Raw genomic sequence first — 16,036 nt, forward strand, 5'->3', positions numbered from 1 at the left:
AACCGTCCCCATGTTTCATGTTTTATCTAAATTCTTTTATTTTGTTGAGCAAATTTTTCTTGTTGATCGGTTCATCATACATCCATTCTATGAGATGGACTCCATTTTGTTTGCATTTCTCTTTCTTTCGTTGGTCTCTTTTGACCGTATTTTGAAAGCCTTCTTCTCCTCCGAAATAACTGACCGGTTTGAAATGCTGGATTCCTTGATATTCTAAAGCAATGTTTAAACTGGGGATGTACACATCGAAATGCTGTGGTGATAGCCATGGCAGAGTGACATGCAGCTGAGCATCATCGAACTCTTTTTTGACTGTTTTGAACAGTTCAGCTTCAGATCGCCATTTTGCTGGCATGATTCCCTCAAGAATCAGTTCTTCTATGATTTTTGCTCGTTTCAGTTTGAAATTCTCTATTGATGAGCGGTCTTTACCTAGTAAATAATGATTAAAAAAATGATTTTTCTTATGCTTCAATTCAAGAATGGCAGCAAGGTGCTTTTCGAAAAAATAGTTTATGAAATCATATTGAGAGCCAAGGTGTAAACTGTCCTGGATTTCCTTGCATGTTTCATGGAGGCTAGTAACATACTCCAAATCTTTAAAAGTCAAACCGCTCCTGTCCCTGGATGGGTAAGCAATCGGGTTGTATCCTCTGACAGTATCAACTCCGTTAATGAGTTCTTGAATCGTATAACCATATATATTTAACTCCGAATCAGTCAGCTGTAAGAATTCGAAATACGCTTCATCATCAGGTAAAGTAATTGCTATATTCTCCCCATCATCATAGGGTAAATTGAATTGAATTTCCTCTTGCTTAAAGCCGGATGTATCTTGTATCAGTTTTTTTGCAACATAGTAATTTTGATTTTTGGTAAGATTGCTTAAGAAAAGTGTCCGCTCTGGCAGTTTTACAGAATCGGGAATAAACATATCATAATATTCCTGTTTTATTTCTTGAGTAAACTGGATGTCTGTCATCTCTTCAATCCTATTGAAGTTAAAATAATTTCCGAATACACCATTGATGGAAAATCCAAATCGGAAAATATCATCCTTTTGTTCCCGGCTGAAATATTGTCCAACACACATGTGCTTTGATTCATTCACCGAAGTGATAAAAACATCATATTTCCTATTGATGCCTCCCTCTGCCAGCTTCGTGTAGAGCAATTGGTTTCCTTGATAGTTGGTCGAGAAATCGTGTTCAACTCCATCAGTGAGGAGTACTGTTTCTCCATCTTCATATTTATAAACGCTATTGCCTTTTAGATAAAGTAAACCGAGAGTGTCTTTTTTTGTCTTAACATAGCGTATGGAAGAACGGGCAAATCGAATTCTCTCTGCAATCTTGCTCACTTCTCCGTTTTTATAACAGTAAAAATCAGATTCGTAATTTTTGTGCTCTACAGAAAAATTTATTTTAAAGGAAGTAGGGTTTAGATCAACTAATACATCTGCAAAATAGACTTTATAACGAAGGCTCACCCGTTCTTTAAGATTTTTCAAAACCGTAAGAGTCCCAATTTTGTTTTTATGGCTAGCCAGAAAAACAATTATTTCAAATTGTTCTGAGACAGCGACCAGTTTAATGTTTTTTTCCAATACTTTCTTTTTTCCATTTTCGAATAATATTAAATCGCCAGACTCAGGATCTGGTCCGCTTTTGACATATAATACTCGCTTATCGAGATCTTGATAGGCATTATGCATCACCCTCCGGTCAAGCAATTCCCTCCTGCCATCCCGATTCAATATATATAAAGATTGGTTTTCCAACAAAATTCTCATAGACGAGACCCCCAAACACAATCGTTTCTAAGTATAACGGGAAATAGAAAATGAAAAAAGGCGGAACATGGGGACGGTTCTTATGTTCCAAATTGACCACGAGAACCGTGATGTGCACCCCTTATAGTAGAGGTTGAAAAACAACCAGTTTGGAGACCATACATTGAGGGGTGATTTTCATGCTAAAAAAAGGACAATTTCACAATAACTATTCTATGGAGATCAAATTAAATGCCATTGAACTTAAAAAGGAAGGGCGTTCCTATTCGCAGATTGCGAACGAGTTGAACATAGCTAATACGGGCACAGTGAAGACTTGGTGGCATAGATACCAAAAAGACGGAAATACTTTTTACCTTGATAAACGAGGACAAAGTAAACATTATACTGATCAGGAGAAATATATCAGAAAGCTGGAATTGGAGAATGCAGTCCTAAAAAAGTTAGAGGAAATCTTGGTCAGGGAGGGAAGAAGATAAAATTTAAAGTAGTAGAAGCTTTAAGGGGTCAATTTACAGTAGAAGAGCTTTGTTGATACATTGGGGTATCTGAGAGTGGATAATACAAATTTAAAAAGAATTTACATTTTGATAAGGACTAACGGAGGGGACGTCCTTCCCTTCCTAGTTTCACATAGTTAAACGATGGTGAGCAGTCTCCATCGTTTTTTTGTAGGGGGGATTTTACACGGTATGACTCGCAAATTTCTTTGTCGGGCATTTCTTTTTTATCGAAAGAACTCCCACTCTAATTACTATTTTAATATAGTAAATACGTTAAGATACATTCCTTTGGCTACTTGCATTTAAGAGAAATACTCTGGGATGTTAAAGTTTATTTTACGTCAAGATTATTAATCTATTAGTAGTATAAACATGGTAAAATAGTAATAAAAATCTAAGATGTTATTTATATAAATCTGAGTACACTTTACGTGTAATAAAAGTGGAAGCTGGTTCATGGTATCCAGTCCTTACATAGTAAGATATATATTGGGGGAATATCGATTGTCGTTTGATGTTTTTCTTAGTCACCAAGGTGTTGATACAAATGAAGTTAAGCAGTTAGCGGATTTTATGGAACCGGAAATTGTCTGCTGGTATGCTCCAGAGAGAATTCTGGGAAGTACGCATTTCGGACCAGAACTTAATACAGGGATAGAAGAATCGAAGGTGATCCTTGTTTATTTAACGGAAAACTTCGAAAAAAAACTCGGGAATTATGTAAGAAACGAAGTTATTTATGCACGCAAGAAAGAAAAGCTTATTCTTCCTGTGTTAAAAGGAAGGGAAGATTATCCTCGGGAATTGGAAATGCACTTGAATGCCAGTCAATGGTTCAAAATCGATGATTATGAAACGGTTGAGGAAGCGTGGCGTCAGTTAAGGAGCCTCCTGCAGGTCCTATTGAAGGATGCTGGCGACGGCATGAATGCTGCCGAGTTTCTCAGCCATTCCAGGAACCGGGCTAATCGTATTCCCGACGGATTTTCACAGGTAAGTGAGAACCTGCTGTCAAAACATAAGCATGTATTTACACCGTCTTTTGATTTTAATCAGTTGAAGGTTGAGAATCCGATCCGTGTATTCTATGGAATAGACCTTGCAGAAAAGACGTCCCATGCCATCAACTTTTTAAGCGGAAAGAACAAAAAAATCCTCTTTGAGGGCCTTGGAATTGACTCCCTCAAAACTCTTGCGGCAGAACCCTTGCATGAGGATTCAGGCTATTTCATACATATTGATCGATCTGAGCTGGGAAAATTCGTTTCGGAAAGCTTCCTTGAGAATTTATCATTGCGCCTTAACAATGCGAGGGCAGAATTGGTGCTTTGTACAGATGGGCCAGTCCCCAATTTGGAAAGCAGTGAAGTATTACTGCCATTAGATAAAAAATCATACATCTTAAACCATCTAAGCTGGAATATACAGGATCCTGAGAAAATACAAATAGCAGAAAAGATCCTTTCCAAGGATAACGAACTGATCCACAACATCAATCAAAGTGATGTGCTGCTTGAACTAGTCAGCCAACTATCCAGTATCGTCAATGGAGAACAATCGGTTGAACAGTTTGCAGAAACAGTCCGTTTTCTTACCCTGGAAAGGGCGGCTTTGCCATTTGATCTCGAACGTGAAGACAATATAAATGATATTTTATATAGTTTAGCGATTGCGTTAAATCATGGCAGGAGCTATGAAAGGATCATTGAATCCTACGATTACTTGCTTACTGAATTCCAGAAAACATACCCGGCACAGCAGATTAATTATCATACCCGTTCATTCTCTACTTTAAAACGGGATTTTAATTTGAAAGTCGTGGATAAGAGGGTTAGTAATCATCTCGGAAATTATGCGGAAGAATGTGTTTATTACCAATATGAAGTGATGGCGGATAAAATCTGGCCGGCTGTATGGTCTGAATATCCTTACCGGGATTATCTAGCAGGCGTTTTAATTGGCCATTTAGGCAGCAAATATTCATTCATCGTGTCAAGAGTGGAAGACATTATGTTCTCCATCATAGATTCGCGGTTTGAGCAAGGCGTGGAACGATTGATCACCCCTTTGGCTAAATCGGACAATATGGCTGAAAACTTATTGGCGAAACGGCTGCTTATTCGATTGTACAATGATACAAAGTATAAGCTGAAAACTGTAAGGCTATTAAAAAATTGGATTTCGATCCGAAACAAAAGGTTAGAGCGTACAGCCATGCTGACAATACAATCCGAAATTGGGATCGAAAACTACCAGATGGTGCTGGAATGGCTGCTAGATTTGTTGGTGCGTAATGGAAAGCCTTCTAACACTCTTTATTTTACCCTTTCATATTTTAGCAAATATGTGTACCTGAGCCCCGAGTTAGAAAAGCTATTCTACGGGACATTGAAAGACAGGTTGGCTGAATGGAGGGAAGAAGAGGTATATCTTGATTATCTTAAGCTTTTAGCGAAGATCTTTAGAAATCATCCTCCATTGTTTTATAAGACACAATCTTCTTTTGTTGAAAGTTTCCTGTTCTTTGTCCTTGTCATTCTCGTGGAACAAGAACACCTTGAGGATGCCGCAGTTACGCTTGCAAGGCTCTTGGCCGAATACCTTACCTATCCGGACGGAAAAGAACATTACCAATCATTATTGAAAAAACTACATGCTAAACTGTCTGCCGTTCAGTTTCATAATTTGATAGAGACAGTCAAGAAAGGTGATGAAAATGTCATTAGTATATAGCGAATCCCCAGTAAAAAAGAAACCATTTTTCAGCTCAGGGGAACCTGAACCGCAACTTCGGGAGGGCGAGTTGTTCATTTATCAAAATCAGGATGGAGAGTATTTTGTCATCGGCCATGAAAAGACGCCTGTGTCAAATGCCTTTATCAAGAAAAACAATATAAATTACCGTATTAAAATGGCATCTGGACCGTTTAATTATGAACACAGCGGCGAATACATAACAGCTGAACATAGAAAATACTTTCGTGTCATGCTTACCCTGAGGCTTGAAATTGTCGATGCTGTCAAGCTTTACAATGCCAAGGTTTCGGACATTAGATCGTATCTTGATGGTGTGATTCCAGCTTTTATTTCTGGCGTTGTCCTGAACTATAATATCGAGGAAATCATCGAGTTACAACGGAAGCTTAAGGATGTGGAAGTTTTTCCAGGCCTGCTCAATGATTTAAGGGCCATCGGGCTTAGGGTTGCGTCCTACACTTCACTCGTCAAAAAAGACGCACTGCAGAACGAGCTGGATCAAGACCACCGAAAAACAGAACATGACATCGGGAAAGAAATCATGTACAAGAAGGCCCATAAGAAAACGGAGCATGATTTGAATACGATGGATGCTGTTGAAAAAGCGAAATCAATAATAGCCATCTTGCAGGCTTATGACCGCCTTTTAATTGAAGAGAGCTTAAGTCCTGATATTTTATTGGAGACAGTAGAACTAGAACACAAGGACCTTCTCCGTTCCCACTGGACAAAGAAAGGAATCTTGCTTGAAAAGCCTGAAGAGAAAGGTAAGCTGGACAGCATGATGGAAGAGATGCTTCAAGGAATCGATACAAAGTAATAGGATATAGGAGGTAAAAATGGACGGATTACTATTTTTAAAGATCATTGACTGGATCCAAACGTATGGCCTGCAGGTAATTGGAATAATTATTGTTATTATTCTTTCAAGATATTTCATTCAGACCTTGTTATGGGTAATCAGTTTGGCAGTAAAGTTAATTCTGGGAGTTATTCAAGGTCTGCTAAGCATGACTCTGATTATCCTGAACATCATGCCAGCTTCTCTCCAAGAAAAAATGAATAGACTAATTGTAAATGTGGAATCTTTTATCAGGAAAATGGAGAAGATTAACAGGATGATCAAGGGTTGGTTCGAAGGGGCCCCGAAGAAGTATGTTAAGGTCCATTTTTCGATTGTCCGGTTCATTAGATCTGCTGCAGTATTGTTCGTTGTCGCAAGTGTGCTAGTCCTTGTCGTCAATGTCTTCATTCAAAAAACCTTGACGGTCGAACAAATTCTTATGCATATATCAACGAAAGTATAGAAAAAAGCTTGAGGGCGCTGTTCCTCAAGCTTTATTTTTTATCAATTGAATAGCCAAGCAGGATGATTGTTTTTAAGGTCTCCATAGTAGTGTTACGATCATAGTCTTTATCTTCCTCAGATAAATCGTCGTATGGAACGAGATTGGGATGTTCTTTTTTATGATCATTTCGTTCAGGTCCGTATTTCCATCCCTGCTGCATGCGCTGCTGGGACCAAGTTTCGTGGATGTTCTCTGCCAGCTGTTCCTGCAAAATTTGTATTTCTTCAGGAAGGTTAATGGTGGATGTGTCTAATGGCTTTGGTCTGTAAATCAAATGTTGTCCTCCCTTGAGTGTGTCTATTTTTGGTTAGGCCCCCAAACTATTAGCGAAATTTCATTTCCTTTGAAATCATCTTGATGGCTTGGGGTACGTCTCAGTGTTTCTGCCTTTTAATCGCTAAAAGAGCGACAAGTTGGTCCGCACCGACAGCAAGTGGTGAATGTAAGACAATATTCGATTCCCCATGGGTAGATATCTGTACATCCAGCCAGCCAACACCGAGATTCCAAACTTGGTGTTGGCTGGCTGGATGATTATCCCGTTGTCCTGTTACTCCAATGATAAAGGGGTTACCTATGGTGTTCATCTTCAATAATGAATTGTTTACTTTCCGTGGCCAGTGTGTGCATTTTTTCAACAGTATCACGGTCATATTTCTGGTATGGTTTACCTGTTTCTTTTTCGGCCAGCTTCAGGTCATTCCATGCGACAAGGCAAACATGGAGCTTTCTTTGTTTGTCCTGTCCGCCCATTTGTTTCGCCAGTTCAAGAGGCAAGGTGTCCCATCCGTTGATAAAGTAAAAAGCATTCCAACGGCGATGCTCGACGATGGATAATTCTTCTAGCATAGGCAAAACTTTGCGATTAAACAAATCCGGATCAAGAAATCCGGACTCATCATCAGAGTGTGTTAATTTCAACTCTGATAGAAATAGTTTTGTTTCCAAATGATCCACCTGGGCACGATTGGAGTTTTTAGCGAAAAAGGGAAGCTTCTCCCATGGACCAATTTGTGAATATTTCTTTTCGTAGAATTCATGTACAAGCTTGGCCATGCCGTCTAGTTCTTCGTTGATAACCATTTGTTCGGTAAGAACATCTTCCCAGGTTCCGAAGCGGTACACTTTAGGGAAAGAGGTCTCTTCATGAAGCCAGTTGGCAAAATGCTGGTCGCGTTGCAGTTTTATGAAGATCGGCATTTGCTTAAAATGCTGATAGAGCCGCATCCCCTGAAGTGCATCTTGTTCATCCGTGTCCAGGCAAATATAAACATGGGTAAAATCCGGGCTTGCTCCATTGATGAAACTTACCATATCTTCAAGTTCAATATCTTGTTCGACAAAATTGATTTGGACAGCATCTTCCAGCCTTGGGATGAATTCCTTCCAATGGCGCTCGATTTTTTTTGCCGCTTTGTCGATCACCGTAATATTAAGCGGGTGTCCATGGAAATAATGGGCCCGCTGAATGGCCTGTATCGCGATTTGCTGTCCAGTCAGTCCAAAGCCGACAAAAAGGAGATGGAAAGGTTCTCCTTTCGGATCCTTTGCCCTTTTTTCATAACCGCGATAAAGCGGATACTTGTCAAGCAGCTGCCTGGCAATTAAACTATGCAAAGTGACTGGACGAATTTCCAGACTAATACCCATTTCAGACGTGACTGTTTTCTCAATGGAATCGAACAGCGACTGAGTCAAAGTGTGATTTTGCTGTATGTAGAAGGGTATCGTTTTTTCTTTCTTGCCGCTTTTTTTTATATATTGATAGACTGCCTGGGTGATATTCAGGTTAAAGGCATCTTCATCATGTAACGCAATTAGATAACAGGCGTTCTGGATTCCTGCCTTGCGATATGTACTTTCATCGAAAAGATTCCCTTTGACAATGGCAGCCCCGTTTTCTATCAGTTCAGCCTCTTCAGGGTGGTCACCATCCTGGATAATCAATACTTTTCTTTTGTTCTTTAACAAATCACGGATTAAAGTGACACTTTTGGCATTCAACCCAAAAATGACGAAATGGTTTCCAGTTAGCCAAAAATAAGTTGTCCGAAAAGAATGCCCAAAGTACTGAATAAAAATCTGCAGTATGGTTGATGCGACATAGATCGCGGCTGACCATCTGCCTATTTCAATAGAAAGTGGATAAGCAACAAACTTACTTCCATCTGGTGAAAACACCTGATCCGTATCAAGGACAAATAACCTGATTGTTGAATATAAAGCATTTGAAAAAGAATAAGGTTTATAGGATTCTGTTAAGTATCCAAATAACCCTGAAATAATTGTCAGCAGAAACGTGAAAAATTGAATGGAGTGCTTTTTTAGAAGTGGCAAAGCTACCACAGTGGTTGTAATAAGACTAAAGACCATCCAAAAATAATTTTTGCTGAATAACTCGTACTGGAAGGTGCCAGCCGCAAAAAACAATAAAAATAATATGTATACACCAATCGTTTTATAGTAAAGTAGCAAAGTTTTGCGATATTCTGCCAGACTCATTTTATCAAAACTCCCGGAGAGATTATATCGATTTCAATTAAATCCCATGGTGTAATAATTCCAAGTGGAGTTTCCACGGGTGATCCTGTTTCTGTTACAATTACAGCCTCAAGTCGCTGTTTTTTCTGAAAAGCCTCTTCGAAAATCTCCTCAAGTTCAAATATGTCCATCTTGCGATTTATGAATTTTACATTATGCTCATCCTCAAAAACTGCAAGATTATTCGCCTTAATGCCAGTCAGCCGGATCATTCCGTCCTTAATATTTGAAGAGATCCAGTTGGTAAGACCCTTCTCCGTCAATAAAAATTGAAATCTTCCCTGATTATAAACAGGAAACTGGCTGTAGGAAGAGGTTTTCATCACATGTATTACATGCTCCAATGTGGCGTGAAAATCTATTGTCACAACGGCAGAGGTTGCGATATTCAGCACCAGGGGTGGGTTGGAGAGTGAAGATGCAATTCTTTCAATTTGAAGAACTGTTTCCTCACTGGGGGTGGCGATATAAGTATGCATATTTAGTTTCTCGTGTACAAGGGCATTGCGAAGTTTGGCAAATTGCTTTAACTCATAATAAAAGGATTCGATAGAAGCGTGCTTTTTTCTAGTATCAGAAAGCAGTTTTACAAAAGCATCAACATTCTCATTTGGATTTAATCTTTTTAAGACCGCATGGATTTGGTTAAAAGCAACTTCGAATCTTTCGGACAATTCTACATGGCTGTTTTGTTCTACGACCATGGAAGGAAATTCATTCATAATAATCTACACCTCGCTGGAGTACTGGCAAATCTAGTTGGTATAACAAATATTATAGAAAATATGTTTTATTTTTCCTAGTGTATATAGAAAAAAAGTAACAGGAAAATAGAAGGATATAAGGAGTATAGATTTATAAGAAACCCAAAGGATCCATTTTTATTGATTATTTTAAGATTCTGTATTCAGAATTAAACATTGTATCATCACTAGCAGAAAAGAATCTGATTCCTTCGTAAGCCGAGTTAAAGGGCTTCAAAACTCATTTCAAACAGCTCTCCAAAGTAAACCTCCTGAAATTTCTTATTCAAAATCCCAGTATAGTAGGCGATCGGATTTTTTACCGTGGCAGTGGACTTCAGCTTACGGACGAGCTGCTTGAATGAATCGAGCGACACAGTTAATAGGGTTTCAGTTTCGTTCTCGTAATTATTGCGATAAGCGGAGATCATGGTCATTCTCCAGAATTCCTCGATTGCCTTTGCTGTCGGGAAGAAGTATTTTACTAAATCCGTGAATGATTTTGGTATCCGGTCACTAACGAATAGATGGTCTTCAAGTGCTTTTTCGGTAAATGATGTTGGCTGAGTTGCTATTTCTCTTTCAGCTGAAACAGTTGGTATTTCATTCACAGGGCTATCTTCACGTTTATTATTCTTTTTAATGTTAGTTTTAGAAGGAATGATAGTTTTATTATGGTGGTTCAATATTTCCTCATTCGGTAGTTCGTTAAGTGGAAAGCGATTGAATACATAAAGGTTGCTCGATTGTGAGCCATTCTTACGCTCTGTTTCATAGACTGTGAAAATGCCAAGTTTGCTAGCCTTGATGATCATTCTTTTAAAAGTGGAACGGGAAATCATCCCCATTTCTCCATATTCCTCATAAATCGCTTTCAGCACAGTCCCAATTTTAGCATTGGCAACTCCAGGGATCTTAGCTGCAAAACGAGCAAGACGCTTAAAGCCGATTACCTCACCCTTCGTAAAATTCTTCTTATGCTCCACCATCCACATTTCAAGATGATTATTGAATTCCCCCAGCGAAACAAACTGTGAATACCCTTCAAATCCCTCAATGACACCCGATTTAATCGTCATTTTATTGCACCACCCTTTCACTGTCTATATAAGAAAAGGGAGACAAAAAGGACATGGTCGCAGAGGGAGAATTGTGTCTGATTTGTGAAACCTTGTGAACATGGGGACGGTTCTCATGTTCACTTTTTTTAGATGAAAGATAAAGGTGTTAGCTGGATTTCAGAATATGGAGATTCATATAGGAGCCAAGAAATTTTTTATTCTAAATCAATTTTTGTTTGCTCGTTTCAATATTCTTAAACGTTTATACGGCCGAGGATGATTTCCTCGCCTATTAAATGTTGAAAGGATGAGCATGATGAATCAACGTGGAGGAATTATTTTAGCAGGGGTAAAGACTACGAAGCTGCTATTGGAGATTAAGAAGCATTTGGATTGGCTGAATCAGTTTAGGGTCGTCCATATCCCGTTGGAGTACTTTGAAGAGACTATCGGGAGTTTCTCTGTAGAAATTTTCAAGTTAGGGATTGAGGCAGGGGAAAAGAAAAAGGAGTTTCGTGAAGGAATAATTTTAGCAGGGGAAAAGACGGTAAAGTTGCTATTTGAGATTAAGAAACATTTGGATTGGCTGAACCAGTCTGGGGTGATCCATATCCCAATGGAGTATTTCGAAAAGTTGATTGGGGACTTCTCTGTTGAGATTTTTACCTTAGGGGTTGAAGTCGGGAAGAGTGAAGAAGGGGGTAAGTGAATTTCAGGTCTTAACAATGAAGAAAGCCAGTCGGCTTTAATAGTCAATTATTAGTAGGGGGCTGACTCGGTTCTCGTGTTTTTGAAACACGAGAACCGTCCCCATGTACCAAAGCCGGTCACCCAAGAGGATGGCCGACTTCATTTATTTATTAAACTATCTCATATTCAGTTACATTACGCTCAACAACGCGGGCACTGCTGACGCTGACAAGGGTGCCGTAATTGCTCTGGAACGCATTTGAAGCGATGATTTGATCCATTGCCAGCTTGACTACTGCTGGATCAATTGGCTCCTTTGGATTATCTACCGTCAGCTTGGTTGTTTTGCCAAGATCGGTGACAAATTGTAATTCAAGTGTTTTTGCCATGTTTTACACCTCCTATTAGATTAGTTGAATGTTAGATTAGATAATTTCAAAGCTGTCGTTACGCTCAACAGAGTTAAGTAAGTTTGCACTAAGACCGCCCAGCGCTTTTGCAGCCTGGTCCACCTGGTCTGCAGTCGCTTCTTTGCGGATGTTTGAGTAAGTCTTGCCCTTGTAGATCGGCTCGCCCTTCTCATTCATGCCAGTTTCGAACTCAAGTCTAATTGATGAATCCTTCAGCATAGCCATTGCCATTTTTTCCTCACCACCTTTCACTCTCTATATACAATGGGGAGAACGAAAAGGACAGGGTGGGAAGAAAAAAATGAAGGAACATAAACACGGGGACGGTTCTCGCGTTCCAAAGTGGAACATGAGAACTGTCCCTATGTTTCTTTTTAAAGAATATTTAAACATCTTTAAAGAATCCTTTATTAACTCTCGATCTCCTAGATTGTAAGATTGTTTCAACGGAAACGGGTGCTGGAATTTTTTGAACAGTAATTTGTTACCGCTTACAAATTTAATTTTTAGGGGGAATTGAGTTGAAAAGGATTTATAAGCGTCTTTCTTTAGTTTTTATTACACTTTTATCTTTGTCTCTCATCGTTGGATGTGCGGGCACAGGTATTACGGATCAGTCTTCTGCTAAATCTTCAGGAGATAAGAAAAAAGATGGCAAATACAAAATTGCAACCGTTGTCAAATTGAGCAATAGTGCATGGTTCGAGCGAATGGAAAATGGCGTTAAGAAGTTTGCTGATGAAACGGGTGTGGATGCCTACCAAATTGGGCCTCAAAAAGCGGATGCTGCCTTGCAGGTTCAGATGATTGAAGACTTGATCGCACAGAACGTCGATGCGATTGTTGTTGTTCCTTTCTCACCTGAAGCTCTTGAGCCTGTACTTAAGAAAGCTAGGGATAAAGGGATTGTTGTTATCAGCCATGAGGCGTCAAACTTAGAGAATGTTGACTATGATATCGAAGCTTTTGACAATGCTGGATACGGTGAACATTTAATGGATAAGTTAGGTCAGCTGACAAATGGAAAAGGCGAGTATGCTACCTTCGTTGGAAACCTGACAACAAAATCACATAATGAGTGGATTGACGCTGCGGTTAAACTGCAGGAAGAGAAATATCCAAGTATGAAGCTGGTCTCTGACCGTAACGAATCAAATGATGACCAGAAGACAGCTTATGAAGCAACAAGAGAATTGCTTAAGAAATATCCTAACCTAAAAGGAATCCAGGGAAGCGGAATGCCGGATGCGGCTGGTGCGGCACTTGCTGTCGAGGAAATGGGCTTGACTGGCAAAGTCAAGATCGTTGGTACTAGCCTTGTATCTGTTGCTGGAAAGTACCTGGAAAGTGGTTCATTGGATATGATTTCATTCTGGGATCCGGCGGATGCAGGATATGCTGCTAACAAGCTTGCTTACATGATCCTTGAAGGCAAAGAAGACGAGCTGAAGGATGGAGTGAACCTTGGTGCTCCTGGTTATGAAAACCTTAAGCTTGATGGCAAGGTGTTCTACGGCGAGGCATGGATTGATGTAACGAAAGAAAATATGGGTGACTACGATTTCTAAGTATCCCTGGAACTGAAAAAGCAATTATACAGTCCTCTGTATAATTGCTTTTGTTCTCAAATCATGAGCTGAAGGAGGGCAAAGCCGTTATGAGTGAACCATTTATCAAGTTAACGAAAATCAGCAAGTCGTTTGCAGGTGTAAAAGCGTTACAGGACGTCAGCATCACCATTAATAAAGGCGAGGTGCGATGCCTTGCTGGAGAAAATGGCTGCGGAAAATCAACATTAATCAAAACCATTTCTGGTGTTTATAAGGCGGACAGTGGAACGATAGAAATCAATGGGAAGCAGTATAACAATTTTACCCCAATCGATGCGATTAAAGAGGGAATTCAGGTCATCTATCAGGATTTTTCCATCTTCCCCAATCTGACCGTCGCCGAAAATATAGCTATGAATTTACAGCTGACCAGCAACAAAAAGCTGGTGAACTGGAAAAATATCTATCAAATTGCGGAGCAAGCTGTTAAGAAAATCGGGATTAATATTGATTTATCCGCAAAGGTAGAGACATTATCTGTTGCTGATAAACAGCTGGTAGCAATCTCGAGAGCACTGCTGCAGGATGCCAAGCTGATCATCATGGATGAGCCAACGACTGCACTGACGCAAAAAGAAGTAAATTCCTTGTTTCATATCATCAGGGATTTGAAGAAACAGGGAATTGCAATTCTTTTTGTCAGCCATAAGCTCGAGGAAGTATATGAAATCTGTGAGAAAATCACGATCTTGCGAAACGGTAAGAATGTAAAAGACGGTGAGGTTAGCGAGATCAACCAATCCAGCCTTGTAGAATATATGACTGGCAGAAAGATAGAAGATAAATTATTTACACCTGAATTCAAAGGGACCCGGCCACTTTTACGGACAGAAGGTCTGACAAAAAAAGGGTTATTCAATGATATCTCTTTTGATTTATTCCCTGGTGAGGTTCTCGGTATAACGGGACTGCTTGGCTCAGGGCGGACAGAGCTTGCTAAGGCTCTTTTTGGTATCCTGCCTGCAGATTCAGGGGCCATTTATATTGAACAAAAGCAGGTTAAGATTCGCAGTGTACAAGACGGAATCAAGCAGAAAATCGGTTATGTTCCGGAAGACAGGCTAACTGAGGGACTGTTCCTGCAGCAATCAATTGGTAAAAATATGGTCGTCAGTGTCATTGATAAGCTTTTAAGAAAGTCAAAGCTGGTTGACGAGCGAAAAGTCCGTTCAGAGATGGACAGATGGGTCAGGGACCTGAAAATTAAAACTCCATCACCAGACCTTCCCGTTTCTGCTTTGTCTGGCGGGAATCAGCAAAGGGTTGTACTGGCTAAGTGGCTGGCAACTAATCCAAAGATCCTCATTCTTAATGGTCCTACGGTGGGTGTCGACATTGGCTCAAAAGCGGATATTCACCAGGTGATTAGAGAGCTGGCTGCACAGGGTGTTGGCGTAATCATCATTTCCGACGATATCTCCGAAGTCATACACAACTGCAACAGAATCCTTGTCATGAAAAAGGGTGAGATTGTGAATGAATTCCAAAATACTGAACTAACCGAACAGGAATTAGGTCATCAATTAAGCAGTTAAGCAAAGCAAGTCTGACTGCTGGATGGGAGTGAAACAAAAATGAAAAAATTACTGAATACAAATGAATTCTTTGTTGGGATCACATTACTGGTACTGGCCATTGTCATTGGCGTTATCAATCCAACCTTTTTTTCGGCCGGGAATGTGATTGACCTTTTTAGAAGCAGTATCGTCACAGGGATTTTTGCGATCATAGTCATGATGGTCATTATATCCGGTGGAATAGATGTCTCCTTTCCGGCCATTGCTGCATTCTCGATGTTTGCGACAACAAAAATTTTAACAACATATGGCTATGAGGGATCAATCCTACTGGCGTTCCTAATTGCAGGTTTGATTGGCATTCTGCTTGGTTTAATTAACGCCATCTTAATTTCCCGTTTTAAGCTGCCAACCTTGATTGTCACTCTTGGAACAGCAAGTATGTTCACTGGATTTTTATTGACCTTCATAGGCTACAAGGAGATTGCCAATGTCCCGGCAGGAATGAACGAGTTTTCGAAAATGGAACTGTTCAGGGTCACAACGGAGACCGGGGTTGTCTACAGCCTGCCTTTTGCCATTATTCCATTAATCCTGGTGGCTGGTCTTGTTTGGTTCATCCTTAAGTACACGATGTTAGGCAGGGGCATTTACGCCTTAGGCGGTGATCCTGTATCTGCAGAACGGGCAGGTTTTAACATCAAGAAAATTCAATTCTTCATCTATTGCTTTACGGGCTTCCTTGCCGGAATCGCTGGAATCATCCACACTTCTTTGATGAGAAACAGCAACCCAATGGATTTCATGGGTGCTGAGATGCTGGTAATTGCCGCAGTTGTCCTTGGCGGATCAAGAATCACAGGAGGCCACGGAACGATGGTTGGAACCTTCCTTGGAGTGTTCCTTGTGCTGATCATCAATAACAGTCTCATCCTGTTAGGCATTCCTTCTTATTGGCAAAAGTTCATTGTTGGCTTGCTCATCCTGGTTGGAACAGGCATCACAGCCTATCAGACAAAGAGGTCTGCACTCAGGACCCCGAGCATCACCTAAACAGAGATAG

General features: G+C 40.0%; 16 protein-coding genes. 8 read left to right on the forward strand and 8 right to left on the reverse strand.

Features of this window, described 5'->3' with window-relative positions; translation table 11 throughout:
* Positions 1–22 precede the first annotated feature (22 nt).
* On the reverse strand, positions 23–1,792 hold the full coding sequence (locus tag V7654_RS20265; protein WP_335432635.1) for a hypothetical protein: 1,770 nt from the start codon (positions 1,790–1,792) through the stop codon (positions 23–25).
* A 179-nt stretch (positions 1,793–1,971) separates the two neighbouring features.
* Between V7654_RS20265 and V7654_RS20270 the strand changes: the two genes are divergently transcribed.
* From V7654_RS20270 to V7654_RS20285, 4 genes are all read left to right on the forward strand, one after another.
* Positions 1,972–2,271, forward strand: coding sequence for a helix-turn-helix domain-containing protein (locus V7654_RS20270; RefSeq protein WP_335432636.1), 300 nt, complete (start codon positions 1,972–1,974; stop codon positions 2,269–2,271).
* Positions 2,272–2,799: 528 nt separating this feature from the next.
* Positions 2,800–5,028, forward strand: coding sequence for a toll/interleukin-1 receptor domain-containing protein (locus V7654_RS20275; protein WP_335432637.1), 2,229 nt, complete (start codon positions 2,800–2,802; stop codon positions 5,026–5,028).
* 70 nt (positions 5,029–5,098) lie between these two features.
* Positions 5,099–5,872 carry a hypothetical protein gene (locus V7654_RS20280; RefSeq protein ID WP_335432638.1) on the forward strand — a complete coding sequence of 258 codons (774 nt, stop codon included), beginning with the start codon at positions 5,099–5,101 and terminating at the stop codon, positions 5,870–5,872.
* A gap of 19 nt (positions 5,873–5,891) precedes the next feature.
* Positions 5,892–6,359, forward strand: a complete 468-nt coding sequence (locus V7654_RS20285; RefSeq protein ID WP_335432639.1) for a hypothetical protein — start codon at positions 5,892–5,894, stop codon at positions 6,357–6,359.
* Positions 6,360–6,390: 31 nt separating this feature from the next.
* Here V7654_RS20285 and V7654_RS20290 read toward each other — a convergent pair whose 3' ends face one another.
* From V7654_RS20290 to V7654_RS20310, 5 genes are all read right to left on the reverse strand, one after another.
* Complete coding sequence (locus V7654_RS20290; protein ID WP_335432642.1) at positions 6,391–6,675, reverse strand: RyR domain-containing protein; 285 nt, start codon at positions 6,673–6,675, stop codon at positions 6,391–6,393.
* Positions 6,676–6,775: 100 nt separating this feature from the next.
* Entirely contained in the window at positions 6,776–6,988 is a 213-nt protein-coding gene (locus V7654_RS20295) for a hypothetical protein (RefSeq protein ID WP_335432643.1), read from the reverse strand.
* On the reverse strand, positions 6,972–8,903 hold the full coding sequence (locus V7654_RS20300; protein WP_335432644.1) for an NAD-binding protein: 1,932 nt from the start codon (positions 8,901–8,903) through the stop codon (positions 6,972–6,974). Before V7654_RS20300 ends, V7654_RS20295 begins: the two co-directional genes overlap by 17 nt.
* Positions 8,900–9,664 carry a CBS domain-containing protein gene (locus tag V7654_RS20305; protein ID WP_335432646.1) on the reverse strand — a complete coding sequence of 255 codons (765 nt, stop codon included), beginning with the start codon at positions 9,662–9,664 and terminating at the stop codon, positions 8,900–8,902. Before V7654_RS20305 ends, V7654_RS20300 begins: the two co-directional genes overlap by 4 nt.
* 245 nt (positions 9,665–9,909) lie before the next feature.
* A complete protein-coding gene (locus tag V7654_RS20310) occupies positions 9,910–10,764 on the reverse strand; it encodes a hypothetical protein (protein WP_335432649.1) in 855 nt (284 codons plus the stop codon).
* Positions 10,765–11,062: 298 nt separating this feature from the next.
* Between V7654_RS20310 and V7654_RS20315 the strand changes: the two genes are divergently transcribed.
* Complete coding sequence (locus V7654_RS20315; RefSeq protein WP_335432651.1) at positions 11,063–11,455, forward strand: hypothetical protein; 393 nt, start codon at positions 11,063–11,065, stop codon at positions 11,453–11,455.
* A 151-nt stretch (positions 11,456–11,606) separates the two neighbouring features.
* Here V7654_RS20315 and V7654_RS20320 read toward each other — a convergent pair whose 3' ends face one another.
* Positions 11,607–11,825, reverse strand: a complete 219-nt coding sequence (locus V7654_RS20320) for a DUF2922 domain-containing protein (protein WP_335432653.1) — start codon at positions 11,823–11,825, stop codon at positions 11,607–11,609.
* 36 nt (positions 11,826–11,861) lie between these two features.
* Positions 11,862–12,077 (reverse strand): DUF1659 domain-containing protein, encoded by a 216-nt coding sequence (locus V7654_RS20325; RefSeq protein WP_335376649.1) that lies wholly within the window; start codon positions 12,075–12,077, stop codon positions 11,862–11,864.
* 290 nt (positions 12,078–12,367) lie between these two features.
* Here V7654_RS20325 and V7654_RS20330 point away from each other — a divergent pair, with 290 nt between their 5' ends.
* From V7654_RS20330 to V7654_RS20340, 3 genes are all read left to right on the forward strand, one after another.
* A complete protein-coding gene (locus V7654_RS20330; RefSeq protein WP_335432655.1) occupies positions 12,368–13,414 on the forward strand; it encodes an autoinducer 2 ABC transporter substrate-binding protein in 1,047 nt (348 codons plus the stop codon).
* A gap of 89 nt (positions 13,415–13,503) precedes the next feature.
* Positions 13,504–14,991, forward strand: a complete 1,488-nt coding sequence (locus V7654_RS20335; RefSeq protein ID WP_335432656.1) for a sugar ABC transporter ATP-binding protein — start codon at positions 13,504–13,506, stop codon at positions 14,989–14,991.
* A 39-nt stretch (positions 14,992–15,030) separates the two neighbouring features.
* Positions 15,031–16,026, forward strand: a complete 996-nt coding sequence (locus V7654_RS20340; protein WP_335432657.1) for an ABC transporter permease — start codon at positions 15,031–15,033, stop codon at positions 16,024–16,026.
* The last annotated feature ends 10 nt before the right edge of the window (positions 16,027–16,036 follow it).

Origin of the sequence: Bacillus sp. JJ1609 (assembly GCF_036967045.1) — a bacterium.
GTDB lineage: Bacteria > Bacillota > Bacilli > Bacillales > Cytobacillaceae > Mesobacillus.